Below are 24852 nucleotides of genomic sequence, written 5' to 3'. Positions count from 1 at the left end.
CACCCACAAATCAAGATGATGACGTGTAAAAAATGAACAAGTTTGATATTGCAGTGATTGGTGGTGGCATGGTTGGTGCTGCCGTCGCGCTTGGTTTTGCCAAGCAAGGAAGACAAGTTGTGATGGTTGAAGGTCAGGCGCCGAAACCCTATTCAGCTGAGCAACCAATGGATATCCGCGTCTCAGCAATTTCTCATCACTCAGTGCAAATTCTTGAAGAGCTTGACGCATGGCAAGCGATTCAAGCGACTCGAGTGTGTCCGTATCGCCGCCTTGAAACTTGGGAACACCCTGAGTGCCGTACACGTTTTCACTCTGATGAATTAGGTCTAGAGCAACTGGGTCACATTATCGAAAACCGATTAATTCAACTTGGTTTGTGGCAGCAGTTTGATCAATACCCCAATTTAACCGTGATTTGTCCTGACTCGTTGGCATCACTTGAGTTTGCTGAGAGTGTTGAGATTGAACTGACCTCCGGTGCGCGAATTTCTGCTGAGTGGGTAGTCGGCGCAGATGGGGCTAATTCGCAAGTGCGTCAGCAAGCTGGGATTGGGATAACGGCTTGGGACTACCGTCAACATTGTATGTTGATTAACGTGGCGACTGAGCTCGAGCAGCAAGATATTACTTGGCAACAGTTTAATCCGACGGGACCGCGTTCATTTTTACCGCTGTGTGGTCAGCAAGGTTCACTGGTTTGGTATGACTCACCAAAACGCATTAAGCAGCTAAGCGCTATGTCGAACGAACAAATGCGTGAAGAAATCTTACTTAATTTCCCCGCAGAGCTTGGTGACATTACAGTTATTCAGCATGGTTCATTTCCTTTGACTCGCCGCCACGCTCAGCAATATGTCAAAAATCGTTGTATTTTGGTCGGGGATTCTGCTCATACTATTAACCCACTTGCAGGGCAGGGGGTGAACTTAGGCTTTAAAGATGTCGATGCGCTATTAAAAGTCACGCAAGGTGAATCATTAAGCGCTGAATTGTTAGCCGGTTATGAACGTAAGCGTCGCGCTGACAACTTGTTGATGCAGTCGGGAATGGATGTGTTTTACAAAGGGTTTAGTAATGACGTCGCGCCACTGAAATTGTTGCGTAATGCGGCACTTAAGATTGCGGATAAAACCGGACCGTTGAAACAGCAAGTGTTGAAATACGCGCTTGGCTTGTAAGTTTTGATTGCTCCAGAGACAAAAAACGCTGCCATTGGCAGCGTTTTTTCGTTTAGCTAAGTAATAATTACTTAGTTACACGTAGTACTGGAGTTTCACCAACAGTTACTGCACCAGAAAGCTTGTTCAGCTCTTTGATTTCGTCCATGTTAGAGATAACAACAGGAGTTAGAGTAGACTTAGCTTTCTCTTCTAGAAGTGCTAGATCGAACTCAATGATAGTGTCGCCAGCTTTAACTGTTTGACCTTCTTCAGCGATACGCTTGAAGCCTTCGCCTTTTAGTTCAACAGTGTCGATACCGAAGTGAACGAATAGCTCAACGCCGTCGTCAGATTCGATAGAGAACGCGTGGTTAGTTTCAAAGATCTTACCGATAGTACCGTTTACAGGAGCTACCATCTTGTCGCCTGCTGGTTTGATAGCGATACCGTCACCAACGATTTTCTCAGCGAAAACTACGTCTGGCACATCTTCGATGTTAACGATTTCACCAGATAGTGGTGCGATGATCTCGATTGCACCAACATCAGCGCTGTCATCAGATACTAGCTTCTTAAGTTTGTCAAACAGACCCATTGTGTCATGCTCCTAACGTTTAGTTTTATTCTTTCGCAATATAGTATACCAATCTAGTCGAATAGACGAATGGTTTTAGCGCTACAGAGCGCTAATAACGATGCTTCCACCTGGTCATTAATAGGTTAAGAATAGACTATTCTCAACCTATTAAGTGGTAACTCTCGTTGCCCTTGGTCTTTACTCGAGCAGATTAGCTATGCAGATTATTGAGTTTTTTCTGCAATGAATTTTTCTACAACTGCTTCGATTTCTGCTGCTGTTGGTAGAGAAAGTGCTTCTTCCGCCATCGCTTTAACTTCTGCGAAGTTAGAGTTACGGATTACTTTCTTAACCACAGGGATAGAGATGCCGCTCATAGAGAACTCATCTAGACCCATACCTAGTAGTAGCAGAGTAGCACGCTCGTCGCCTGCTAGCTCACCACACATACCAGTCCACTTGCCTTCAGCGTGAGAAGCGTCGATCACTTGCTTGATTACTGTTAGTACAGCAGGTGATAGTGGGTTGTATAGGTGAGAAATCATTTCGTTACCACGGTCTACAGCCAATGTGTATTGGGTTAGATCGTTAGTACCGATTGAGAAGAATGCAACTTCTTTTGCTAGGTGGTGAGCAATCGCAGCCGCAGCTGGAGTCTCAACCATCACGCCGATTTCGATGTTTTCATCGAATGCTAGGCCTTCTTCACGAAGTTCTGCTTTGTACTCTTCGATTGCCGCTTTCAGCGCACGGATTTCTTCCACAGAGATGATCATTGGGAACATGATACGTAGTTTACCGTGTGCTGATGCACGTAGGATACCACGTAGCTGGTCACGAAGAATTTCACGACGATCCAAGCTGATACGAACTGCACGCCAACCAAGGAATGGGTTCATCTCTTTTGGTAGATCCATGTATGGTAGATCTTTGTCACCGCCGATATCCATAGTACGGATGATTACCGCTTGACCTTCCATTGCTTCTGCAACTTCTTTGTAAGCTTGGTACTGTTCTTCTTCTGTAGGAAGAGCATCACGGTCCATGAATAGGAATTCAGTACGGTACAGACCAACACCTTCACCACCGTTACGGATGATGCCGTCACAGTCTTTAACTGTACCGATGTTACCGCAAACTTCTACACGGTGACCGTCTAGAGTTTCTGCGTGTAGGTCTTTAAGTTGCGCTAGCTCTTCTTTCTCAGCAAGGAATGCAGCTTTCACTGCTTTTGCTTCTGCTAGTGCTTCTTCTGATGGGTTGATAACAATTTTGTTATTCATCGCATCAAGAATTAGCATGTCACCGTTCTTCACTTTCTTAGTGATGTCGTTAGTACCAACGATAGCTGGTAGCTCAAGAGAACGTGCCATGATTGAAGTGTGTGAAGTACGACCGCCGATGTCACAAGCAAAGCCTAGTACGTAGTCTAGGTTGATTTGTGCAGTTTCAGATGGCGTTAGGTCGTAAGCAACTAGGATAACTTCTTGGTCAATATCGCTTAGAGAAACGATGTTGATGCCTAGTGCGTTTTTAACGAAACGAGAGCCGATATCGCGAATGTCAGTTGCGCGCTCTTTTAGGTATTCGTCATCTAGAGATTCTAGAGCACATGCTTGCTCTTCGATAACGGTGTGAATTGCGTTATCTGCAGACAGCTTGTCATTCTTGATCAGCGCTAGGATTTCTTCTTCTAGCTCTTCATCTTCAAGAAGCATGATGTGACCTTCAAAGATCGCTTCTTTCTCTTCACCGAAAGTTTCCAGTGCTTTTTGCTTGATTGTCTCAAGCTGAGCTGATGACTTGTTACGAGCGTCAAAGAAGCGTTGAACTTCTGCTTCTACTTGATCGTCTGAGATAGTGTTTGTGTTTAGGACAATTTCATCTTCTTGAAGTAGTAGTGCTTTACCAATAGCAATACCAGGAGATGCTAGGATGCCTGAAATCATAGCCTTACCTTAAATTGGTCAACTTTAAACTGGAGAAAAATTTGGATGCGCTAACGTTAATGTTTAGCTTATGTTAGGGCCTATTTCCAACAAAGCCATTCTGTTTTCACAAAATGGCTTTGAAAATAGGAGACCGAATTAGTGTAGTTGGTCCATTAGAGCAACTAGGTGGTCAACAGCTTGCTGAGCTTGTGGGCCTTCAGCAGAGATTGTAACTACAGTACCTTTAACTAGGCCAAGAGTTTGTAGTTTGAATAGGCTTTTTGCGCTAGCGCTTTTGCCGTTTGAAGTCACTGTGATGTCAGCATCGAAAGCTTTTGCTTCTTTAACGAACTGTGCAGCAGGACGAGTGTGAAGACCATTTTCTGCAGTGATTTCAACTTGCTTCTCGTACATTTTGTATACCCCAATTAATTTATATTTTAGATAGTATTTAAACCAAACCTAGCTTAGTGACGTTTGCTGGCTGCTTCTAGTAAAACTTGCCGGCAATGTGGTCCGAAGTTGGCACTGGTTACAATTTTTGCAGTAACGACTCTACCATCGAGTAAAAGTCATCACCAGCTTGAATACTGATTTGGCAATATTATTTTGAAGCCAAAAATAAAACATTGCTGATATTACCAAAGGTAGGAGCAGGATCAACAAAAAAGCCCCTGTATGGGGCTTTTTTAAACGAAAAATTGATTTCGATACGTATTACTGTTGGTTCTCTTTCTCAGTAAATAGGCCGGCAAACAGCGCTGTACTTAGGTAACGTTCACCAGAGCTTGGTAGTACAACAACAATAGTTTTTCCTGCAAATTCAGGTAGTTCTGCAATTCGGTTGGCTGCAACAACAGCGGCGCCTGAAGAAATGCCAGCGAGGATACCTTCCTCTTCCATTAGGCGGCGAGCCATCTCAATAGCCTCATCTGAAGTCACTGCTTCAACACGGTCTAAAAGCTCTAAATCTAGGTTGCCAGGGATGAAACCTGCACCAATACCTTGGATTTTGTGTGGAGCTGGTTGAATCTCATCACCAGCCAGTGCTTGTGCAATCACTGGCGATTCCGCTGGTTCAACGGCAACAGAAGTAATCGCTTTCCCTTTTTCACCTTTGATGTAACGGCTGGTACCTGTAATGGTGCCACCTGTACCAACACCTGCGACGATAACATCCACTTCGCCGTCTGTTGCATCCCAAATTTCTGGGCCGGTAGTCTTTTCGTGGATCTCTGGGTTAGCAGGGTTATCAAACTGTTGGAGTAGCAGGTATTTGTCAGGGTTGCTTGCAACAATCTCTTCCGCTTTAGCAATCGCGCCTTTCATGCCTTTTGCTGCTTCAGTTAGCTCAAGGTTAGCGCCAAGTGCTTTAAGCAGCTTACGACGCTCAAGGCTCATTGATTCAGGCATGGTTAGCGTTAGTTTGTATCCACGAGCGGCAGCAACGAATGCTAAAGCCACACCTGTGTTACCACTGGTTGGTTCAACCAACTCGACACCTGGTTTTAGTTTGCCTTGCTTTTCCGCATCCCAAATCATGTTTGCGCCAATACGACATTTCACGCTGAAGCTAGGGTTACGTGCTTCAATCTTTGCAAGTACATTGCCTTTCGCGACTTTGTTGAGGCGAACTAGAGGCGTGTTACCGATAGTTAGAGAGTTATCTTCGTAGATTTTGCTCATTGTCTGGTCCTTCATAAGATGGCTATTTGCTCGTATGTCAGGTGTTGACCGCGCAAACATGGTAGAGTGATGTACAACCTAAACTGCTTTCTTGCTGCCTAGTTGATGTTTGATGAAACAAGATTAGGGCTTTTACAAAAAGCAGAGAAGGATTAAAAAGTTATATCTTATTAAATACAAGTAATTTGGACTCTCATCATAATTGCTTGGATTGTCTTAGAAGAGAGTCACAATCTTACCGGGTGTTAAGGGGCTGCGTTATTTCTTAAACTCACTGACCCACATTGATGTCGCGCCACATACCGCAACAGGCATTATAATCAGGTTTAGAATCGGGATAGTGGTAAATACGCTGACCAATACACCGAAACCATAAGCCTTACCCTGTTTTTGTTTCAAATTGTAACGCATGTCATTAAAGCTGACTTTATGGTTATCAAATGGATAGTCACAATATTGAATAGCTAGAATCCATGCAGTAAAGATGAACCACAATACAGGACCAATGGTTTGTCCAAGAACTGGAATCAATAGCAGTAAAAATAGACCAATTGCTTTAGGCAACACGTACACCAATTTACGCCATTCTCTGGCGAGTATTCTAGGTGTGTCTTTGACTACCGCTAGCATACCGTCTTCATTGACCTTTTTTCCCGTCAAATGCTCTTCAACTTTTTCTGCTAGCAAACCGTTGAATGGTGCAGCAATGAAGTTAGCCAAGGTACTAAAGAAATAGGAAAACGTAGCAAGTATAGTGAGCACCAATAGTGGCCAGAGCAAATAGCTTAGCCAAGAGAGGAATTCGGGAAGTTGTCCGACCCATTGGGTAATCCAACTATCTAAGTGAGAAAATAGATAGAAGAGGGCACCACCGACCAAAATAATGTTGGCAAGTAGAGGCATAAGGACAAAACGTCGAATACCCGGGCTTAATGCGAGCTCGATGCCGTGAAAGAAATATCCAAAGCCAGAACGAGATGTTGTGTAATTTGTCATAGAACTCTATCTGTGTATAAAACGACCTTTTTCTATCTTAACAAGAAAGAAGCGTGTCCAAAATCACAAGATTGTGGGAACTTCTCACATTAATTTGTTCTAAAACCTAGGATAGTTTTGGTAAAGTTATTGGCAAACAGGTTTAATCGACTTAGAGATGGGCGGCAAATTCGCTTATCGCTGAGCAAATGAGAGCAGAAAATGCAGGAATTGCGATTCGTACTTATCGTGGTGGGCGCACTCGCCATCGCCGCGCTATTGTTCCACGGTCTATGGACGAGTAAAAAAGAAGGCAAATCAAAATTTAGTGATAAGCCACTAGGGAAGCTTGATGTGGACAGTGATGAGATCTCAGATCGCAGTGCTGAACGCGGTTTTGCTCCAGAAGATGATTTCGAGATTATTCGCAAAGATCGTAAAGAGCCTGAGCTAGCAAGCGAGATGGAAACCAATGCGTTTGCAGGCGATCCTTTGCTTACTGATCCATTAGTTGCAGACCCACTGACTGGCGATTATCCAGACCAAGAGCTGCAAAAAGAGCCTCGTGAAGAGGTGAAGGTTATCGTTGATGAGGTACCGTCTATGTCAGCACTTGATGAGCGTGACATTGAGGTTGAACCCGTAGCCCAAGCTGTTGTAGAAGACGTTCATTCTGAACTTACCGCTGCGAAAGTCGTGGACGAGGTCGAAGAGAGCCAACCAGAGCCAGAGCCTGAACTAGAAGTGATTGTGCTTAATGTCCATTGCGCTGGTGAGGAGCCGTTTATCGGCACTAAGCTTTTCGATAGCATGCAGCGCCATGGTTTGAGTTATGGTGAGATGGATATCTTCCATTGCCGCACAGAGGAAACGGAAGCCGGTCGAGTTCTGTTTAGCGTGGCGAATATGATGCAGCCAGGTACACTGAAACATGATGATCCAGCTGAGTTCACCACAAAAGGCATCTCGTTTTTCATGACGCTACCTTGTTATGGTGATGAAGAGCAAAACTTTAGACTGATGCTGAGAACGGCTCAGCAAATAGCCGATGACATGAGTGGCCGTGTACTGGATGACGCGCGCAATTTGCTTACCCCAACGCGAATTGATAGCTACCAGGCACAAATTAAGCAATTTAAGGCGCGACAAGCGAGTTAATTGACTCTCTACGAATTAGCAAGGCTCCTCAATCAAGGGGCCTTTTTTATTGGGCTTGAACCGAATCAATCACGCGTTCATTATTAGCCAAAATTTATCGAAAACTGAGTGAAATATGTCGACAGAAATTCAACAAAAACTCGAACAGTTACGTGAAACACTTCACTACCATGCAGTACGTTACTATGTGGAAGACAGCCCGGAGATCCCGGATGCCGAGTATGACCGTTTGATGCGTGAGCTGTTGGACTTAGAGCAACAACATCCAGAGTTGGTGACGATAGATTCGCCAAGTCAGCGAGTTGGTGGTCAGCCTCTTGACGGTTTTGCTACCGTCAAGCATGAAATTCCGATGCTTTCACTCGACAATGCGTTTGATGACAGCGAGCTGAATGGTTTTCATAAGCGTATGATCGATCGACTGCCAGCAGCAAAATTCGACCTATTTTGCTGTGAGCCTAAGTTAGACGGTTTGGCGGTAAGTCTGCTTTATGTTGATGGCGTTCTGGTTCAAGCGGCAACCCGTGGTGATGGTACAACAGGTGAAAACATCACAGAGAACGTACGTACTATTGCGGCTATTCCACTTAAATTGCGTGGTGAAGGTTGGCCTCAACGTATTGAGGTGCGTGGTGAAGTGTTTATGCCGAAAGCTGGCTTTGACAAGCTCAACGAGATGGCGCTGAAAAAAGGGGAAAAGACCTTTGTTAACCCACGTAACGCCGCGGCAGGCAGTTTACGTCAGCTTGACTCTCGTATTACCGCTACGCGCCCTTTGAGCTTTTACGCATACAGCGTTGGTGTCGTTGAAGGAGGCGCGCTTTCTTCCAGCCACTACGAACGATTCTTGCAGCTAAAAGGTTGGGGACTACCTATGTGCCCAGAGACCAAGCGTGTTGATTCACTAGAGGCAGTGAAAGCGTACTACCAAGACATTTTGGCTCGTCGTGATGGGTTAGCGTACGAAATTGATGGTGTGGTTATCAAGGTCGATGATATTGCCTTGCAAGAGCGCTTGGGTTTTGTTGCTCGTGCGCCACGTTGGGCAATTGCGTACAAATTCCCTGCACAAGAAGAGATAACTGTACTTAATGACGTTGAGTTCCAAGTCGGGCGTACTGGCGCGATTACACCAGTTGCGAAACTGGAACCGATTTTTGTTGGCGGTGTAACGGTTAGTAACGCAACACTGCACAACGCGGATGAAATTGCTCGTCTGCAAGTGAAGATTGGCGATAGTGTGATTATCCGCCGCGCAGGTGATGTAATTCCACAAATTGTCTCAGTGGTCCTAGATAGACGCCCAGCTGAAGCGAGAGAGATCGTATTTCCAGAGCAGTGCCCGGTGTGCCGTTCAGCCGTTGAACGGGTGGAAGGCGAGGCAGTTGCTCGTTGTACTGGTGGTCTAGTGTGTCAGGCGCAACGTAAAGAAGCACTTAAGCATTTTGTGTCGCGTAAAGCACTGGATGTCGACGGCTTAGGTGAAAAAGTGATTGAGCAACTTGTTGACCGTGAGATGGTTGAGACTCCAGCCGACCTATTTAAGTTAAGTGCCGGTGTACTCACGGTATTGGAACGTATGGGACCTAAATCGGCGCAAAATGTGGTCAATGCCCTAGAAGCCTCAAAGCAGACTACGTTACCTCGTTTTCTTTATTCATTGGGCATTCGTGAAGTGGGTGAAGCCACCGCAGCAAATCTAGCGGGGCACTTTAAGTCGCTTGAGGTTGTGATGAGTGCTACTCATGAACAATTAGTGGAAGTACCTGATATTGGCGGCATAGTTGCGAGTCATATCACATCATTTTTCGCGCAAGACAAAAACAAAAATGTCATTGCAGAGTTGATCGAACAAGGTATCCATTGGCCAGCAATTGAGGAGCGAGACGAAAATGTACCGCAACCTTTGGCGGGTAAAATCGTGGTGTTGACTGGGTCGTTATCCCAACTATCACGTTCTGATGCCAAAGCTGCTTTAGAAGCTCTTGGTGCAAAAGTGACCGGAAGTGTTTCAAAGAAAACGGATATTTTGTTTGTCGGTGAAAACGCAGGTTCTAAATTAGCTAAAGCTCAAGAGTTAGGAATTGAAGTTCAAACTGAACAAGACTTGATCGATTTAATGTAAAAAAATGTGTCTTATTCTGCTTATTGTCGTCGGTTATAGATGACTAAAAATTGAGCCAGACAGAGAGCAAGCGAGCGCCTATTTTCATAATAGGCGCTTTTTTTATGAGGGAAAATATTTAACTAAATCTAGACAGAAATGTAGATTTATTTTTGAGTGATCGTGATCTTACTTTTGAGTTGTTGATTATGATGTTGAATTTTAATGCGGCGAGCTTCAAAGTTTGCTGTTGTTGATTGCTTATAAGTAATTGTTTTATTTTGGTTTGTATTTTTTCTAGATAAGTTCAAATATATTAAGTGATCTGTGTCACTAGTTTTTAGAAAGTATGTTTCACGTCATATTTTTTTATAAAGAAATTAAGTTCTGATTGATGTTTTACCCCGCGAAGTTAGTCTTAAGTACATGGATACACGAGGTGTATGCAGCAAAATTAAAATCGATGATTTCTAACTTTTAGTTTTTGAGATTTTATGAGGTAAAACTTTTCTCTTCGGCGGCCAACTTAAGGGAAAAGTAATACAACAGCTATATCTATATTTTTAGGAGTTTTTCCATGGAAAAAATGTTTAAGCGCACTCTTCTAGGTGCGGCAGTAGCATCAATCGCAATGGCAGGTTCTGCTACAGCAGCAAGTCTAACTGACAACGTAGATCTATACGGTCAAGCCGCAGTATCTGTATGGTACGGTGTCGATGTACCTGAAGGTTCGGACAACGATCTAAACATTGAAAATGAATCACGCATTGGTCTACGCGGTACTCAAGAGTTCAAAAACTTTGATCCAGCAATTATTTGGCAGATCGAATCTGGCAACGTTGGTGATGACGGCAGCGACGGTAAATTAGGTGCACGTGACACCTTTATCGGTATGCAGTTTGACGCTGGTAAATTCCGCTTCGGTCGTTTAACAACGCCAGCATACGATATTGTTGACTGGCCATACACTAACCCAGGTTTAGGTAACGTGTTCGATTGGAACACTGATATCGCAGGTGGCGCGCACATTGACCGTACTGGCGATCATTTCCGTTGGGACTCTAAAAACTACAATGGTTTCACTTATGCACTATCAACAGGTGCAGGCACTGCTGATGTAGGTAACATGTTCTACTCTGCTGCGGTTCATTACACCACTGGTGGTTTAACACTACACGCTGGTTATCAAGATGAAGGTGAAGCAGCTGTAGATAAGAAAGATGCTGCAGATAAAAACTCTCTAGCAAAAGCTGAAATTGGTGAGCGTTCATTCTACATTCTAGGTGCTGAGTATAACTTTGGTAATGGTTTCCACATTACTGCAGCAGTTAAAGAAATGCAGAGCAAGTACTCAGGCAAACGTGAGCTTGCTTTAGCTGATGTTTCTAAGCAGGAACAACGTGCTTACTCTGTAACAGCGCAATACGATACAGCTGAGTGGCAATACAAACTAGGTTATGCAATGACTAATGACCTAAAAACAACTGGTGGTGCAGTTAATGATGACGACACTGGTGACACTGCGGTAACAGCTCGCGTTCTTTACAAACTCGATCCATCAGCGGTTATCTATGCTGATATCCGTTCATACGATATGGGGCGTGATACTTACGAAGATAAAGGCGATAAAGCCGCTGACCGCACTAACTTTGGTATCGGTGTAGAATACTACTTCTAATTTATAGAATTAGATAAAAAATTCAGGGTGGCGTTAAGCCACCCTTTTTCTTCGATGAGACAGGTATAAAATATGAAAAAAATAATAGCTCTTTCTCTAGCTCTATTGAGCTACCCTACTTTTGCTGAGGTGACAGTCAATTTTGCACCTGAAGTGGAGATTTTAGCAATCAATGGGGTCGATGATATTAGTAGCGGATTTGGTCATGAAGATACCATTACATTAGAAAACGGACGCAATCAGTTACTCGTGCGGGTCGGCACTCTAATTCGTCGAGATGCGCAAAAAGTGAAGTACAAGTCTCAAGCAATGGTATTGTTATTTGATGCACACGATACTACGTTGGATATATCAGCTGGTAAACAAATTAGAACAGGTATTGATGGGGACGAATTCAATAAAAATCCATCATTTTTGGTGACGGAGAATGGTAAACCATATGAAGTTAAAAGCGATTTACTGTTAGGCGGTGCTCTTGGCTTTATTCGTGATTACGAGTCTGAGTTATTTACTTACAATAAGCGCGAAGCTCCAGCGTCTACTTTTATTTATGACCAAGCTGAGAAAGCCAAAGCGACATCTGTGCAAAAAGTCAGTAAAGAATCTCTATCGCCAGAACAAGCAATGATTATGCTCAAAGCGGATTTCTTACGCCTAGATGAAGCTAAGAGAACAGATTTTATCAAGTGGGCTATCGATCAATAACTGAATAAAACTGAAGCCAGTTTTGATTAACTGGCTTCTTCGGATCGAAGTTAGTTCCAATAAAGGATTTTACCTTCGTGAGCTTTACAGATTTCACTAGGAATGTATTCAACGTTGCCATTAGGTAGCTCACAAGTCACTCGTGGACCCATAGCAGAAGAGTTACCTGCAGAGTTATAGTCAGCGTGAGCGGCAAAAGAAAATAGCGCAGTACACATTAAAGCAATAATCTTTTTCATAATGATATCCCCGTAATTTGTGATTCATCTCAAATATCTGAGATAGTTTTAGTATGAAACAAGATCGATAAAGATCAAAAAAAAATGATATTTTCATGTAACAAATAAGCTAAATTTATGTTTTTAGATTAATTTTTAGATGAAAAATTAGCTTTTGTGTTGGGTAGTGAACGAGAGACAAAAAAAAGGTCTAAAAACATCAGTTTTTAGACCTTTTTTCGTTATAAATCGGCTACTTTTTTTCTTCAATAAATAATACTATTCCCTTGATAGCCGTGACCTCAACTAAGGTGCCAGCTGGTAGAGGATAGTCTGAAAATGCAGACCAAGTGGTATCCGCGATTTTGATGCGAGATTTGCCTGCCGGAAGGTCATATTCAAGCTGAACCGTTTGCCCAATCAATTGTTTGGATTTTTGATTTAACTCGCGCTGCTCATCTGATTGGCGATCGCTTTTTAGTTGTCTGCGCCACCACAACCAAGTGGTGGTAAGCGAAAATACGCCAAACGAGACCCATTGCAATTGCCAGCTTATTGGCAGCCAAGTCAGGATAACACCCACGAGTAACGCTGAGATACCCAACCAAAGCAGGTAACCAGCTGCCCCGAGCAGTTCGGCGGCTAATAGTGCAAGACCTAGCCCTATCCAATGCCAATGGTTAATACTATTGAGAAATTCTACCACTCAATCCTCTATTTTTTATCGTGTTTGAACATTTCGGCAATGCCTGCGACTGACCCCATCAGCCCAGAGGCTTCTAGCGGCAACATAATTATCTTACCATTTTCAGCTTGACCAATAGTTTTCAGTGCCTCGGTGTAGCCTTGAGCAATGAAATAGTTTACAGCTTGCATATCACCTTTGGCGATTGCATCGGAAACCATTTCAGTTGCGCGAGCTTCCGCTTCTGCGGCACGTTCACGTGCTTCTGCTTGCAAAATAGCGGCTTGTTTCTCACCTTCTGCTTTGAGGATCTCTGACTGTTTTTGACCTTCCGCTCGAAGAATTTCTGCTTGTCGGATACCTTCTGCCTCTAAAATTTCAGCCCGCTTATTACGTTCCGCTTTCATCTGAGCATTCATTGCGGCGGTCAAATCTGATGGTGGCTGAACATCTTTTATTTCAATACGCGTAACCTTTACGCCCCAAGGATTGGTTGCTTCATCGACAATTGCCAGTAGCTTAACGTTGATCATATCTCGTTGACTGAGCATCTCATCCAGCTCCATTGAGCCAAGAACTGTCCGGATATTGGTTAGCGTGAGGTTACGAATCGCATGTTCCAAGTCGTTGACTTCATAGGCTGCTTGAGCTGCATTGATCACCTGCACAAAGCAGACGGCATCAATGGTGACATTAGCGTTATCACGTGAAATCACTTCTTGAGCAGGGATATCAAGCACGCGCTCCATCATATTGATCTTATGACCAATTTTATCCACAAAAGGGATGATAAAGTTCAGACCGGGTTTCAGTGTGTGGGTATAACGTCCGAAGCGCTCTACCGTCCAGTGGTTACCTTGGGGGACGGTTTTCACTCCAGCAAAAATAAACGCGACAGCGACAATAACAAAGATCGCCGTGGTGATCAGGGAGTCGAGCGGCAATGCAGTATCGATAGGCATAAAAATCTCCTTATTCAGTTGATTTCATTGTTGCCTAAAGTTTGTGCAAGCTCAAATGCAGGAGTGAGATATGTTCCACTAAATGGAACGAAGAAAGGTCGGTTATTCCGACCTTTCGATTCGATATAGCCAGATTAGTAGAGGATAGAGTATAGCTGGCGACGATATTTCGCTGCGACAGGATTGCCTTGACCAAGTGCGCTTAGGATATCCATAAAGGACTTTTTCATCTCGCCATCCAGACAATTAAGGTCGCGGGAGATAAATTGCCAAATCAAGTCTAAAGCTTCTTCGTCACGATTAACTTGGTGGTAGTTAAGTGCGAGTTCTTGTGCCAATTTCGCGTTATCTGGCTGTTGTGTTAGTTGCTGTTCAAGCGACTGAATTTCAGGGCTGTTTGCCGCTTGGTGGTGAATTTCTAATTTAGCAATTAAGCCTTTGTAGTAATTATCTTGATACTCCAGAGGAATGCTCTGCAGCAGCACTTCTGCTTGTTCAAAGTTCTGCGCGGCTAGGTAGCAATCGGCAAGAGCTAGCTTAACATCACCACGACGGCTTAGATCTTCAGATAGAGCGAGTAATAGCGGCATGGCTTGGGAATGTTGACCTGCTGATACTAATTCTAACGCTTTGGTTAAACTCAGCTCTTCTTGGCTTGGCAAATGCTTAGCTAGCATTGCTTCAACCGCTTGGATTGGTTGAGGACCACCAAGACCATCAACAGGCTGCCCATTGATAAATAAAGCGATGGTTGGCAGCGCTTGCACGCCAAATTGTGCCGCGATGGATTGTTCTTGCTCACAGTTAAGCAATGCTAACGTCATCGCGCCATTGTAGTTTTGAGCGAGTTGTTGAAGTTGCGGGATGATCTCACTGCTTTCTTGACTAACAGGCGCCCAGAAGTGGATCAACAATGGTGTTTGCTGTGAGCTTTCCAGAACTTGCATAAAGTTCTGTTGGTTTAATTCGGTGATAAAAGGTGATTGCATGCGACATATCCTTGGCCAATGTCTTTATCTATTGATTAAGTATGGTCGACACGAGAATAAATCAAGCTTACAAACAAAAACACCACGCAATAACGTGGTGTTTTCAATGGCAAAAGTGCAAGCGAAGGTGTTTAAAAAAAGATAAACAGCGTTAGCGCAACACTCACACATAGCCAATTTAATTGATTTAATGACATGTACGGGCACCGAATGTGACGCTTATAAATTTTGTGTAATGCTATTTCACCCTGTCATTATGCTGATGATTTATGACGTTTATATGACGCTATGCAGCTTTTGCTAAAATTTTATCAAGCCAACGTCCGGGTAGCAGCCTCTTCAATATCGCAAACACTTTGGTCGGTTGCGTAATGCGGTAGCGAAGTTTGGGTTTTTCGGCTTCGAGCGCATGGATGACAGGTTTGATGCACGCTTCTGCAGGCAATACAAATGCGTTGTTGGAAGACTCTTTAGCTAAGCGCGCAATTTGCTGCTGATATTGGGCTTTATGGGCACTCGATTCGATATTGATCCATTGATTAAATGCTTGCAGAGCATTGGCACGAAATTGCGTTTCGATTGGTCCTGGTTCAATCAGAGATATTTTGATATTGGTGTCAGCGAGTTCTAAACGCAGTGTATCGCTCCAACCTTCAATGGCAAATTTGGACGCGTTATAAGCGCCGCGGTATTTCATTGCAGCAAAGCCGAGTACCGAACTATTTTGCACAATCCGCCCTTCACCTTGTGCGCGCATAACTGGTAGAACTTCACACACCAATTGATGCCAACCGAAGAAGTTAGTTTCAAATTGTGCCCGCAATCCAGCTACGGGAAGGTCTTCCAACGCACCAGGTTGCCCATAAGCGCCGTTATTAAACAGCGCATAAAGCTTGCCATCAGTCAGTGTTAAGGTTTGTTGTACTGCTTTGGAAATACTGCTAGCTGAGTTTAAATCTAATTGGATGCAAGTCAGCCCTTCGTTTTGCAAACGCTCAACATCTTCAGCTTTGCGACAAGAGGCAATCACTTGATAGCCACGCTGATGTAATGCATGGGCAGTCACGTAGCCAATGCCGGTTGAACATCCGGTAATAAGAATGGCTTTGGTCATGAAATCCTTCTCTTTAATTCTCTGAAATGACGCGACTCAGAGTAAAGGATTATTCATGATGTTGTAAGAGATTTTTTAATGCCGGTTCGAGTCGTGAGTAGCTGAAACGAAAGCCTAATTCTGTCAGTTTTTTGGGCTTCGCGCGGATACTATCGAAGAGTAATACTGAACTTTCTCCCATGAGTATTTTCATCGTCCATTTGGGCGTGAAAAGGAAGTGGGGGCGTTTTAACGTGCGGGCTAAGGTGCGACTAAATTGCTTATTCATGACGGGATGAGGGGCACATAAGTTGAACTCACCATGAGCGTGTTCAGTTTCCAGTAAGTAAACGATGGCACGAACCATATCGAGTTTGTGTATCCAGGGCATATATTGGCTACCACAGCCGATTGGTCCGCCAACCCCCATCTTGTAGGGAAGTAACATCTTCGCCAGCGCGCCGCCATCGCAGCCCAAGACAACGCCAGTACGTAAAAGACAGACGCGGGTTTGTTCAGAGCGTGCTCGGTTTGCTATCTCTTCCCATTTAGCGCAAACATGATGGGGGAAATTATCGGCATGAACATGCAAGCTTTCATCAAAGGGGTGCGCTTGTTGGTCGCCATAGTAGCCCACCGCCGAACCACTAATAAATACACTCGGTGGTGTGGTGCTAGCGTGAATGAGCTCAACTAACTGCTCGGTCAGCTTCCAGCGACTGTCACAGATTTGCTGCTTTTGCTCCGCGCTCCAGCGTTTATCTGCGATGGGTTCACCTGCAAGATTGATAACCGCATCATAGTCATTCAAGTCGTGGAAGTCGCTTAATGTTGCGATATAGGTGATGTTGCCTAAATCAGCATGACTCAGTGCAAGCTGTGCTGCCTCTGGTGAGCGTGTTAATACCACCACGTCATGAGTGGTTAAATGTTTGACCAGTTCTCGACCAATAAAGCCAGTGCCACCAGTTAACAGAATCTTCATACTACTCTCCTTGTATAACCACAATTATAGCGATTACACGCTCATTCGGATCAGATAGTCCGTTAAATGCTGAAAGAATGCCAATGCGATATAAGGTGAAACCAACTCAAAGTGATTGTTAGCAGTGTGTCTTCACAGAAATTACATTTTGTAACATTTATCGATTGGGATGCAATTAGTGTCACATATTAGCAAGCGATGCTTTGGCAAGATAGCTTTAACCTAGCAGTAGAGCGTGTCTGAACTGTGGGGATGGGCTGTTTTGGCTTGGAAACCACTCATGGAAGGGAGGTGAACAGTGCAACAAGCATTTACCGCATTATTACGAGCAATGTTAGGCAGTCTACGCGATTTAATGCCGATTGTGCTCGTGATTGCGTTTTTTCAATTGGTGGTGCTGCAAGAGCCACTGCCGAATCTGACCTCGATAGCCTTAGGGCTGCTCTTTGTTGTGACCGGTTTAACCTTCTTTATTTTTGGTTTGGAGATGGGGCTCTTTCCCATTGGTGAGACGATGGCTCAAGCTTTCGCTCAGAAGGGAAGTGTCTTTTGGTTACTGTTATTTTCGTTCTGCTTGGGCTTTGGTACCACTGTCGCAGAGCCAGCATTGACCGCAGTGGCCGCGGAGGCGGCTGACGTTGCCGCTGAAGGGGGGATGATAAAGCGTGATGAGCAGAGCCGTGAAGCGTATGCCGATGGCTTGCGTTTTACTGTAGCCTTGTCAGTGGGTTTTGCGATTGTGCTAGGGGTTATTCGCATACTCAAAGGTTGGCCGATTCAGTACATGATTATCGGTGGGTACTTAGGGGTTGTGGTGCTGACCGGTTTTGCACCAGAGAGCATTATTGGCGTTGCCTATGATTCTGGCGGCGTGACCACGTCGACCATCACTGTGCCATTAGTGACGGCTTTAGGTGTCGGCTTGGCTTCGTCGATCAAAGGGCGTAACCCAATGATTGATGGCTTTGGTTTAATCGCCTTTGCCTCTTTATTGCCGATGATGTTTGTTATGGTTTACGGCATGGTGATCGCATGATAGTGACGCAATTTTTTGACACTTTCATTGATACCATCGGTGATGTGATCCCAATAGCGACCATCATCTTCGGTTTTCAGTTTGCGGTGCTTAGGCGACCGGTCGCTAATCTTTCTAAAGTGATACTGGGCTTTTTCTATGTGGTGCTTGGGTTGTCGCTTTTTTTGCTAGGGTTGGAAATGGCGCTGTTTCCACTTGGGGAAACTATGGCGCAGCAACTTACCGCACCGCAATTTATTGAGCAGGTAAGGTTGAGCGCTGAGTCTCGATTAACTTGGGCGGATTATTACTGGGTCTATCTGTTTGCTTTTTGTATCGGCTTTAGCACCACCGTCGCTGAGCCTTCTCTGATTGCGGTGGCAATCAAAGCCAATCAAGTCTCGGGTGGTAGCATTCGGGTTAATGGTCTGCGTATCGCGGTCGCGCTAGGCGTCGCTTTTGGTATCTCTTTGGGGAGCTATCGTATCGTGGTAGGCGATCCCATCCATTACTACATTATCGTTGGCTACATTGTTGTCGTCATCCAAACCTTTTTCGCGCCCAAAATGATTGTGCCACTGGCCTATGATTCTGGAGGCGTGACCACATCAACCGTGACGGTTCCTTTAGTGGCGGCACTTGGTTTAGGGTTAGCGTCGACCGTTCCGGGTAGAAACCCAATGATAGACGGTTTTGGGTTGATCGCCTTTGCCAGTTTATTTCCGATGATCTCAGTGATGGGATACGCACAAATTACTCAATGGTTGAATCAACGACCGCAAAAAGAGGATAAAGAAAATGCGCTTTAAGTTGCTGTTAGCCTTTGTCGAAGATAGTAAAACCGAACAAGTGCTGGATGCCGCCCGTAGCGCCGGTGCGACCGGTGCCACGGTGATTAATAATGCCAGAGGCGAGGGGCTCAATCAGAAACGTACCTTTTTTGGCTTAACGTTAGAAGTACAGAAAGATGTCTTGCTGTTTGTGGTGGAAGAGCACCTTGCGCGGCAGATATTGGAGACGATCAGTGAAGTTGGCGAGTTTGATCAAGAGTCAGGGCAAGGGATCGCAATTCAAATCGATATCGAGGATGCGGTGGGGGTCGCTCACCAAGTGGAAAAACTGACGAAAGTGGTTGGGGATGAATTATGAATACACAATCAATAGTCCGAGTAAGGGATGTTATGGCGGCAACCTATGTCATGATTGATGGTTTAAGCACAGTGCAAGAAGGGATACGCATTGCGCGAGAACACCAAGTCAAAGCTTTAGTGATTAATAAGCGCAATCACGATGATGAGTATGGCATTGTATTGATGAATGACATCGCCAAAAAAGTCTTAGCTAAGAATCGTTCGCCAGAGCGCACCAATGTGTATGAAATCATGACTAAGCCTGCTTTGTGCGTTGATCCTAATATGAACGTGAAATATTGTGCGCGATTATTTGAACGCTTTGGTATCAGTCGAGCGCCGGTGATCGAAAATGGTGTGGTGATCGGTATGGTTAGTTACAACAATATCGTGATCAACGGTATGGCACGGGATGACGTCTAGTAACCAATTGAGTAAAATGACCTCAATGAAGTTGAGGAGAATCTATTGTGAAACTATTTTTTGCTTCGGATTTGCATGGTAGCTTACCTGCAACTGAGCGTGTTATCGAAGAGTTTGAACGCTCTGGTGTCGAAACTCTTGTGCTGCTTGGTGATGTACTCAACCATGGCCCACGCAACCCTGTGCCGGAAGGCTACAATCCACCCGCAGTGGCTGAATTGTTGAATCAATACGCAGAGCGAATTATTGCGGTGCGTGGTAACTGTGACAGTGAAGTAGACCAAATGCTACTGGCGTTTCCTATGATGAGTGATTACGCCTGGGTATTGCTGCCTACAGGGCAAAGACTGTTTTTGACTCATGGTCATCTGTACAACAGTGAAAAACGTCCAGCGTTAAGAGAAGGTGATGTGATTGTGCACGGACACACGCACATCCCACTAGCAGAAAAAAATGGCGCACAATTCATTTTCAATCCGGGCTCGATTACTTTCCCACGTAATGGTTTTGAAGCAAGTTACGGTTTGTATGCCGATAACATGATTAAAGTGATGAGCTTTGGTGGTGATACCTTGCTCGAAAAAGCGATCTGCTAATTTAACGCATCTTAGTTCGATAAACATAGTTCGGTAAAAGCACATCGAGAAAGGCACCACTGGTGCCTTTTTTATCGCTTATCAGAATGACCTAAGTCGCGTTCTGGGTCGATAATGTCGCGAACACGTTGTTTTAAAACCTTAGCTTCAGGAAAGCCGCCATCGCGTTTGCGCTCCCAAATTAAGTGACCATTGCAGTGAATTTCAAACCGCCCACCAGTATCAGGGTGCAGGGATACCGTTTCTATCTCTTCACTAAAGGTGTGTAATAGCTCTTGTGAAAGCCACGTCGAGCGCAACATCCAATTGCATTGACGACAGTAATAGATGTCGATAATTGCTTTTTCCATTGTATTCTCATCCCTATCTTTAAATAAGTAGTTTAAGCCCAACCAATAAGGTCAGAACTTCAAAGCATTGTTTGATGATTTTGTTGCTAAATCGGGTCGATAGATAGGCGCCTGCCGCGCCACCCAAGAAAGAACCCGCAAGTAGAATAGGTAGCCAAGGCCAATAAATCGAAGCGCCGGCTTGGACGACGGCAATTCCGCCAATGCCATTCCAAAAGAGCCCTACACATATCATGGTGAGTGCGACGGCTTGTTTATAGCTATAGCCAAACCACCTGACTAGAAAGAGTGTCACCAATAGCCCTGAGCCTGCCGTGAGTGAACCATTAATAATGCCAATAAATATCAGTCCAATGCCACCGAGTATATAGCCAGATAAGTGACGGTTAATTGGCGTGGCTTGTTGCCCCAGCTGCTTTTTGAAATGGGAATAGATACCAAGCGCTAAGATCATCGCACCGAGTAATCGTTCCGCTATCACATCAGGGACATAAAGAATGAGATTGGCACCGACGACAACGCCAATGCAGCCGACAAGGGTAATGTAGCAAGCTTCTTGTCGGGTAAAACTCTTTTGTTTGATGTGCGTTGCGGCGGCGCCTAAACCAAGAGCGACACTCGCGACTTTGTGCGTGGCAAGGGCGATAGAAAACGGCAGACCAAAAAATAGCAATAGCGGGAATTGCAACAAGCCTGCGCCCCCGCCTGATAAAGAGGCTAAGGTATTAGCGAAAAGTGAGCCGATAAATAGGCCGAAAGAGTTTATCCAGTCCATGGTTAAACAACATCCATAAAAAAGGGGAGCATCTTGCTCCCCATTATCAAATTGAGATCAACTAGTTAGAGAAAAGTACCGTAGAACCGTGGCTTAAGCTAGTCAGTAGTAGAGTATTTTCATTGACGATATCAATGCGACGGCTTTGCTGAGCATCCATCTTAAACAGTTGCTTAATCAACTGCAGTTGCTGATCAGAAAAGTCTTTGCTGTTTGGTGAAGAGACATCTTTGAACTCGATGGGAGAGATCAACAAATAGTTGTCACTGATTTCCCAGTGCCCAGTTTCCGAAATATTGATCACGCTATCGCTTTGATCACTGTTGGCAAAAAGACGCACTGTGGCAACACGAATGTAGGTACCATTTGGTAAGTACTTGACGTTCGAAACCACATCAACTTTGCTCAATGGTCCCACTGACGCTTCGCGCATTCCGTCTGTGATGACACTGACCATTTTAGATTGCCACTCTTTGGCCGTGATGGCTTTCTCAAGTTGTATATCACTGCCCCAATATAGCCAGCCACTAAACACAGCAGAAATAGCCAATAGTAGTAATGCTTTTGTTTGGTTCATAACCCCTCCTATTGGCAAATGTGTTCGATGTTGTTTTGGTCAGAAAAAATACGCACAGTAATATTTTCACCAGAATGTTTCAGCTGGTGGATATAGTTGAGTACCAACTTGTTGTTTTGCCCACCAGTCGCAATGACTTCAACAGGAGCAGTTTCGCCGGAGTGATTGTTCTTATAACGAATCACACATTGCTCTATTGCTGGCAACCAATGGCTAAGATCAGGATGGTTTGCAGGTGTTTTTACCACCACATTTGAGAACGTCGCCAATTGACGAAACTCAGAAGAGGTCGGTTTATTGATTGATAGCGCGAGTAACGGCAATAGCAAAGCAAGGACAAGTGCGAGTTTAGACAGCCAATTAAGAGATGTTTTTGGTTCTTCGACTCTCGGTTCTGATGCGCTCGTAGTAGTCGCAACTTCAATTTCGCGTTCAATTTCAGGCGATAAATCGATTTCAGGCTCTTGAGCGGTTTCTTCTACCATCTCAGAAGAGCTAAAAGAAACTAAGTTGTCACCGTTACTCAGTGGTGCAGAACGTTCCACATTACAGATCAATTGATAGCCACGTTTAGGAACTGTTTTGACAAATTCAGGCGACTTAGTTGAGTCGTTGAGGAGCTTTCTTAAGGTAGAAATAGCTTGAGTTAAGCTTGAATCATCAACCTCAAACCCTTGTTCGCGCCACACAAAATCATACAGTTCGTGGCGGCTGACTACCTGATTTGGTTTTTCAGATAGGAAAAGAAGAATTCGACTCTCATTGCTCCCTAGGCGAATAACTTCATTGTTATTCAGAATATCAACCAGAGAGTTGGTGTTCGGATCAAATGTAAATTTATTAGCAAGGTTAAACTTGGTACCTATGTTACTCATGCAATTGGCCTTAGGTTAAATAGGTCACAGGCATCGCTGCTGCGATGATTTCGGTCGATTTACATTTTTATAAAATGTACCGACTCATTTGATATGTTTTGCGGGCAGGATAGACAATCTAAAATCAAAAAAACATTGTTTTTATAATTCTTGACCTTGATTTTACATTTGTCACCCACATGTTATGTAGCAGTCATCATATAAACCTCTTACCAAACATATGATAGAGGTTTGATAAGTATAGATGTTATGGAGTAAACATGAGCGAAACTGCCACTCAAAATAAAGAAACTCGCGGCTTTCAGTCCGAAGTAAAACAGCTGCTTCACTTAATGATCCACTCACTGTACTCAAATAAAGAGATATTTTTACGTGAGCTGATTTCTAATGCTTCGGATGCGTCAGATAAATTGCGCTTCCAAGCTCTATCAAACCCTGACCTTTACCAAGGTGATGCGGATTTAGGTGTAAAGCTCGCTTTCGATGAAGCGGCAAACACGCTAACTATTTCCGACAACGGTATCGGTATGAGCCGTGAAGATGTGATTGAACATCTTGGCACCATTGCGAAGTCAGGCACGGCTGAATTTTTCTCAAAATTATCGGAAGACCAAAGCAAAGATTCTCAACTGATTGGTCAGTTTGGTGTTGGCTTCTACTCGGCATTTATTGTCGCGGACGCTGTCACAGTACGTACACGTGCGGCTGGCTTGAACGCAGATCAAGCGGTGCAATGGCACTCGGCGGGTGAGGGTGAATACACCATCGAAGATATCCGCAAAGAATCGCGTGGTACCGATATCGTGCTGCATATGCGCGAAGAAGGTAAAGAATTCCTCAATGAATGGCGTCTACGTGATGTGATCAGTAAATATTCTGATCATATTGGTATCCCTGTGTCGATTCAAACTGCTGAGCGTGATGAAGAAGGCAAAGAAACGGGTAACAAGAAGTGGGAGCAGATCAACAAAGCTCAAGCACTTTGGACGCGTAATAAGTCAGACATCAGCGACGAAGAATACCAAGAGTTCTACAAACACGTCTCACACGACTTTGCTGATCCACTGGTGTGGAGTCACAACCGAGTTGAAGGTAAGAACGATTACACGAGCTTGCTCTACATTCCAGCAAAAGCGCCGTGGGATATGTTCAACCGTGACCATAAATCAGGTCTAAAACTTTACGTGCAGCGCGTATTTATTATGGATGACGCAGAACAGTTTATGCCGTCATACCTGCGCTTTGTACGTGGTTTAATCGACTCAAATGATTTGCCACTTAACGTATCGCGCGAAATTCTTCAAGACAATAAAGTCACTCAATCGCTGCGCAATGCTTGTACTAAGCGTGTGCTAACAATGCTTGAGCGCATGGCGAAAAATGATGAAGAGAAATATCAATCATTCTGGAAAGAGTTTGGTTTGGTATTGAAAGAAGGTCCGGCGGAAGATCATGCGAACAAAGAAAAAGTCGCAGGACTACTGCGCTTTGCTTCAACAGAAGTCGATTCAGAAGAGCAGACCATCAGCCTAGCGTCTTACGTTGAACGTATGAAAGAAGGTCAAGATAAGATCTACTACTTGACGGCAGATAGCTACGCGGCAGCGAAAAACAGCCCACACTTGGAGCAGTTCAAAGCAAAAGGCATTGAAGTGGTGCTGATGTTTGATCGCATCGATGAGTGGCTGATGAACTACTTAACCGAGTTTGATGGCAAGCAATTCCAATCGATCACTAAAGCGGGTCTGGATCTGAGTAAGTTTGAAGACGAAGCTGAGAAAGAGAAGCAAAAAGAGACCGAAGAAGAGTTTAAATCTGTGGTTGAGCGCACCAAAGAGTACTTGGGTGACCGAGTAAAAGAAGTGCGTACTACCTTTAAGCTTGCAACCACCCCTGCGGTTGTGGTGACGGATGACTTTGAAATGGGTACTCAAATGGCGAAGCTGTTGGAAGCAGCCGGTCAAGCGGTACCAGAAGTGAAATACATCTTAGAAATTAACCCAGAGCACGAGCTAGTGAAACGTATGGCTGATGAAGCTGACGAAGTAGCATTTGGTCGCTGGGTTGAAGTGCTACTTGGCCAAGCAATGTTGGCTGAGCGCGGTTCACTACAAGATCCATCTCAATTCCTTGGTGCAATTAATACGCTTTTGACTAAGGGCTAATGCGCTAAAATCGATGAAAAGCTCGCATCTTGCGGGC

At 44.4% G+C, this 24852-nt stretch carries 26 protein-coding genes; 11 read left to right on the top strand and 15 right to left on the bottom strand.

Annotated elements, in window-relative coordinates:
* The first annotated feature begins 32 nt into the window (after window positions 1–32).
* The gene (locus tag GZN30_RS09375; RefSeq protein WP_075651120.1) at window positions 33–1181 is read left to right on the top strand and encodes a 2-octaprenyl-3-methyl-6-methoxy-1,4-benzoquinol hydroxylase; all 1149 of its coding nucleotides are present in this window, start codon (window positions 33–35) and stop codon (window positions 1179–1181) included.
* A 67-nt stretch (window positions 1182–1248) separates the two neighbouring features.
* On the opposite strand, the gene crr is transcribed toward GZN30_RS09375, so the two are convergent.
* The 5 genes from crr to cysZ all read right to left on the bottom strand — a co-directional run bounded on the left by crr (window position 1249) and on the right by cysZ (window position 6353).
* Window positions 1249–1758 (bottom strand): PTS glucose transporter subunit IIA, encoded by a 510-nt coding sequence (crr, locus tag GZN30_RS09370; protein WP_075651122.1) that lies wholly within the window; start codon window positions 1756–1758, stop codon window positions 1249–1251.
* A gap of 206 nt (window positions 1759–1964) precedes the next feature.
* Window positions 1965–3689, bottom strand: a complete 1725-nt coding sequence (gene ptsI, locus GZN30_RS09365) for a phosphoenolpyruvate-protein phosphotransferase PtsI (RefSeq protein ID WP_075651124.1) — start codon at window positions 3687–3689, stop codon at window positions 1965–1967.
* A 138-nt stretch (window positions 3690–3827) separates the two neighbouring features.
* Window positions 3828–4085, bottom strand: a complete 258-nt coding sequence (locus tag GZN30_RS09360) for an HPr family phosphocarrier protein (RefSeq protein WP_011078325.1) — start codon at window positions 4083–4085, stop codon at window positions 3828–3830.
* 303 nt (window positions 4086–4388) lie between these two features.
* Window positions 4389–5357, bottom strand: coding sequence for a cysteine synthase A (cysK, locus tag GZN30_RS09355; protein WP_075651126.1), 969 nt, complete (start codon window positions 5355–5357; stop codon window positions 4389–4391).
* A 258-nt stretch (window positions 5358–5615) separates the two neighbouring features.
* Complete coding sequence (cysZ, locus tag GZN30_RS09350; RefSeq protein WP_075651128.1) at window positions 5616–6353, bottom strand: sulfate transporter CysZ; 738 nt, start codon at window positions 6351–6353, stop codon at window positions 5616–5618.
* Window positions 6354–6554: 201 nt separating this feature from the next.
* On the opposite strand from cysZ, the gene zipA reads away from it, so the two are divergent.
* The 4 genes from zipA (at window position 6555) to GZN30_RS09330 (ending at window position 11977) form a co-directional block, all read left to right on the top strand.
* Window positions 6555–7490 (top strand): cell division protein ZipA, encoded by a 936-nt coding sequence (zipA, locus tag GZN30_RS09345; RefSeq protein ID WP_075651130.1) that lies wholly within the window; start codon window positions 6555–6557, stop codon window positions 7488–7490.
* 115 nt (window positions 7491–7605) lie between these two features.
* Window positions 7606–9615 (top strand): NAD-dependent DNA ligase LigA, encoded by a 2010-nt coding sequence (gene ligA, locus GZN30_RS09340; RefSeq protein ID WP_075651133.1) that lies wholly within the window; start codon window positions 7606–7608, stop codon window positions 9613–9615.
* A 556-nt stretch (window positions 9616–10171) separates the two neighbouring features.
* Window positions 10172–11272, top strand: a complete 1101-nt coding sequence (locus GZN30_RS09335; RefSeq protein WP_075651135.1) for a porin — start codon at window positions 10172–10174, stop codon at window positions 11270–11272.
* A gap of 72 nt (window positions 11273–11344) precedes the next feature.
* Window positions 11345–11977, top strand: coding sequence for a YccT family protein (locus GZN30_RS09330; RefSeq protein WP_075651137.1), 633 nt, complete (start codon window positions 11345–11347; stop codon window positions 11975–11977).
* A gap of 50 nt (window positions 11978–12027) precedes the next feature.
* Here the strand turns inward: GZN30_RS09330 and GZN30_RS09325 are convergent, their stop codons facing one another.
* The 6 genes from GZN30_RS09325 to GZN30_RS09300 form a co-directional block, all read right to left on the bottom strand.
* Window positions 12028–12216 (bottom strand): hypothetical protein, encoded by a 189-nt coding sequence (locus GZN30_RS09325; protein ID WP_075651139.1) that lies wholly within the window; start codon window positions 12214–12216, stop codon window positions 12028–12030.
* A 232-nt stretch (window positions 12217–12448) separates the two neighbouring features.
* The gene (locus tag GZN30_RS09320) at window positions 12449–12901 is read right to left on the bottom strand and encodes an NfeD family protein (protein WP_075651596.1); all 453 of its coding nucleotides are present in this window, start codon (window positions 12899–12901) and stop codon (window positions 12449–12451) included.
* Window positions 12902–12909: 8 nt separating this feature from the next.
* Window positions 12910–13824, bottom strand: a complete 915-nt coding sequence (locus GZN30_RS09315; protein ID WP_075651600.1) for an SPFH domain-containing protein — start codon at window positions 13822–13824, stop codon at window positions 12910–12912.
* A gap of 152 nt (window positions 13825–13976) precedes the next feature.
* Entirely contained in the window at window positions 13977–14831 is an 855-nt protein-coding gene (locus GZN30_RS09310) for a co-chaperone YbbN (RefSeq protein WP_075651594.1), read from the bottom strand.
* A 286-nt stretch (window positions 14832–15117) separates the two neighbouring features.
* A complete protein-coding gene (locus GZN30_RS09305; protein WP_075651592.1) occupies window positions 15118–15945 on the bottom strand; it encodes an SDR family oxidoreductase in 828 nt (275 codons plus the stop codon).
* 49 nt (window positions 15946–15994) lie between these two features.
* Complete coding sequence (locus GZN30_RS09300) at window positions 15995–16909, bottom strand: TIGR01777 family oxidoreductase (protein WP_075651590.1); 915 nt, start codon at window positions 16907–16909, stop codon at window positions 15995–15997.
* Between the two features lie 331 nt (window positions 16910–17240).
* Between GZN30_RS09300 and GZN30_RS09295 the strand changes: the two genes are divergently transcribed.
* Genes GZN30_RS09295 through yfcE form a run of 5 tightly spaced genes read left to right on the top strand, consistent with a single transcriptional unit; the run spans window position 17241 to window position 20073 of the window.
* Window positions 17241–17945, top strand: coding sequence for a DUF1538 domain-containing protein (locus tag GZN30_RS09295; protein WP_075651598.1), 705 nt, complete (start codon window positions 17241–17243; stop codon window positions 17943–17945).
* Window positions 17942–18733, top strand: a complete 792-nt coding sequence (locus GZN30_RS09290) for a DUF1538 domain-containing protein (protein ID WP_075651588.1) — start codon at window positions 17942–17944, stop codon at window positions 18731–18733. The genes GZN30_RS09295 and GZN30_RS09290 overlap by 4 nt, the downstream gene beginning before the upstream one ends.
* Window positions 18723–19073 (top strand): P-II family nitrogen regulator, encoded by a 351-nt coding sequence (locus GZN30_RS09285; RefSeq protein ID WP_075651586.1) that lies wholly within the window; start codon window positions 18723–18725, stop codon window positions 19071–19073. The genes GZN30_RS09290 and GZN30_RS09285 overlap by 11 nt, the downstream gene beginning before the upstream one ends.
* A complete protein-coding gene (locus tag GZN30_RS09280; RefSeq protein ID WP_075651584.1) occupies window positions 19070–19477 on the top strand; it encodes a CBS domain-containing protein in 408 nt (135 codons plus the stop codon). The genes GZN30_RS09285 and GZN30_RS09280 overlap by 4 nt, the downstream gene beginning before the upstream one ends.
* Window positions 19478–19524: 47 nt before the next feature.
* Window positions 19525–20073: a phosphodiesterase gene (yfcE, locus tag GZN30_RS09275; RefSeq protein ID WP_075651582.1), complete on the top strand. Its 549-nt coding sequence runs from the start codon at window positions 19525–19527 to the stop codon at window positions 20071–20073.
* 71 nt (window positions 20074–20144) lie between these two features.
* Here yfcE and GZN30_RS09270 read toward each other — a convergent pair whose 3' ends face one another.
* The 4 genes from GZN30_RS09270 to GZN30_RS09255 form a co-directional block, all read right to left on the bottom strand.
* Window positions 20145–20423: a SelT/SelW/SelH family protein gene (locus tag GZN30_RS09270; RefSeq protein WP_075651580.1), complete on the bottom strand. Its 279-nt coding sequence runs from the start codon at window positions 20421–20423 to the stop codon at window positions 20145–20147.
* Between the two features lie 19 nt (window positions 20424–20442).
* Window positions 20443–21198, bottom strand: coding sequence for a sulfite exporter TauE/SafE family protein (locus GZN30_RS09265; RefSeq protein ID WP_075651578.1), 756 nt, complete (start codon window positions 21196–21198; stop codon window positions 20443–20445).
* A 61-nt stretch (window positions 21199–21259) separates the two neighbouring features.
* Complete coding sequence (locus GZN30_RS09260; RefSeq protein ID WP_075651576.1) at window positions 21260–21775, bottom strand: regulatory protein ToxS; 516 nt, start codon at window positions 21773–21775, stop codon at window positions 21260–21262.
* Between the two features lie 8 nt (window positions 21776–21783).
* Window positions 21784–22650, bottom strand: coding sequence for a winged helix-turn-helix domain-containing protein (locus tag GZN30_RS09255; RefSeq protein WP_075651574.1), 867 nt, complete (start codon window positions 22648–22650; stop codon window positions 21784–21786).
* 260 nt (window positions 22651–22910) lie between these two features.
* On the opposite strand from GZN30_RS09255, the gene htpG reads away from it, so the two are divergent.
* Window positions 22911–24815 carry a molecular chaperone HtpG gene (htpG, locus tag GZN30_RS09250; RefSeq protein ID WP_075651572.1) on the top strand — a complete coding sequence of 635 codons (1905 nt, stop codon included), beginning with the start codon at window positions 22911–22913 and terminating at the stop codon, window positions 24813–24815.
* Window positions 24816–24852 lie beyond the last annotated feature (37 nt).

It is taken from the genome of Vibrio ponticus, assembly GCF_009938225.1.
Taxonomy (GTDB): domain Bacteria; phylum Pseudomonadota; class Gammaproteobacteria; order Enterobacterales; family Vibrionaceae; genus Vibrio; species Vibrio ponticus.
This window is presented reverse-complemented; position numbering and strand designations above follow the sequence as displayed.

What these genes read in the sequence shown, in the direction of transcription:
- GZN30_RS09310 (WP_075651594.1), bottom strand. Translation starts at nt 14,831, where the DNA reads ATGCAATCACCTTTTATCACCGAATTAAACCAACAGAACTTTATGCAA.
- GZN30_RS09305 (WP_075651592.1), bottom strand. Translation starts at nt 15,945, where the DNA reads ATGACCAAAGCCATTCTTATTACCGGATGTTCAACCGGCATTGGCTAC.
- GZN30_RS09330 (WP_075651137.1), top strand. Translation starts at nt 11,345, where the DNA reads ATGAAAAAAATAATAGCTCTTTCTCTAGCTCTATTGAGCTACCCTACT.
- crr (WP_075651122.1), bottom strand. Translation starts at nt 1,758, where the DNA reads ATGGGTCTGTTTGACAAACTTAAGAAGCTAGTATCTGATGACAGCGCT.
- GZN30_RS09280 (WP_075651584.1), top strand. Translation starts at nt 19,070, where the DNA reads ATGAATACACAATCAATAGTCCGAGTAAGGGATGTTATGGCGGCAACC.
- GZN30_RS09375 (WP_075651120.1), top strand. Translation starts at nt 33, where the DNA reads ATGAACAAGTTTGATATTGCAGTGATTGGTGGTGGCATGGTTGGTGCT.
- GZN30_RS09295 (WP_075651598.1), top strand. Translation starts at nt 17,241, where the DNA reads ATGTTAGGCAGTCTACGCGATTTAATGCCGATTGTGCTCGTGATTGCG.
- cysZ (WP_075651128.1), bottom strand. Translation starts at nt 6,353, where the DNA reads ATGACAAATTACACAACATCTCGTTCTGGCTTTGGATATTTCTTTCAC.
- GZN30_RS09285 (WP_075651586.1), top strand. Translation starts at nt 18,723, where the DNA reads ATGCGCTTTAAGTTGCTGTTAGCCTTTGTCGAAGATAGTAAAACCGAA.
- GZN30_RS09335 (WP_075651135.1), top strand. Translation starts at nt 10,172, where the DNA reads ATGGAAAAAATGTTTAAGCGCACTCTTCTAGGTGCGGCAGTAGCATCA.
- GZN30_RS09265 (WP_075651578.1), bottom strand. Translation starts at nt 21,198, where the DNA reads ATGGACTGGATAAACTCTTTCGGCCTATTTATCGGCTCACTTTTCGCT.
- ligA (WP_075651133.1), top strand. Translation starts at nt 7,606, where the DNA reads ATGTCGACAGAAATTCAACAAAAACTCGAACAGTTACGTGAAACACTT.
- GZN30_RS09360 (WP_011078325.1), bottom strand. Translation starts at nt 4,085, where the DNA reads ATGTACGAGAAGCAAGTTGAAATCACTGCAGAAAATGGTCTTCACACT.
- GZN30_RS09300 (WP_075651590.1), bottom strand. Translation starts at nt 16,909, where the DNA reads ATGAAGATTCTGTTAACTGGTGGCACTGGCTTTATTGGTCGAGAACTG.
- cysK (WP_075651126.1), bottom strand. Translation starts at nt 5,357, where the DNA reads ATGAGCAAAATCTACGAAGATAACTCTCTAACTATCGGTAACACGCCT.
- GZN30_RS09255 (WP_075651574.1), bottom strand. Translation starts at nt 22,650, where the DNA reads ATGAGTAACATAGGTACCAAGTTTAACCTTGCTAATAAATTTACATTT.
- GZN30_RS09325 (WP_075651139.1), bottom strand. Translation starts at nt 12,216, where the DNA reads ATGAAAAAGATTATTGCTTTAATGTGTACTGCGCTATTTTCTTTTGCC.
- htpG (WP_075651572.1), top strand. Translation starts at nt 22,911, where the DNA reads ATGAGCGAAACTGCCACTCAAAATAAAGAAACTCGCGGCTTTCAGTCC.
- GZN30_RS09290 (WP_075651588.1), top strand. Translation starts at nt 17,942, where the DNA reads ATGATAGTGACGCAATTTTTTGACACTTTCATTGATACCATCGGTGAT.
- ptsI (WP_075651124.1), bottom strand. Translation starts at nt 3,689, where the DNA reads ATGATTTCAGGCATCCTAGCATCTCCTGGTATTGCTATTGGTAAAGCA.
- zipA (WP_075651130.1), top strand. Translation starts at nt 6,555, where the DNA reads ATGCAGGAATTGCGATTCGTACTTATCGTGGTGGGCGCACTCGCCATC.
- GZN30_RS09270 (WP_075651580.1), bottom strand. Translation starts at nt 20,423, where the DNA reads ATGGAAAAAGCAATTATCGACATCTATTACTGTCGTCAATGCAATTGG.
- GZN30_RS09260 (WP_075651576.1), bottom strand. Translation starts at nt 21,775, where the DNA reads ATGAACCAAACAAAAGCATTACTACTATTGGCTATTTCTGCTGTGTTT.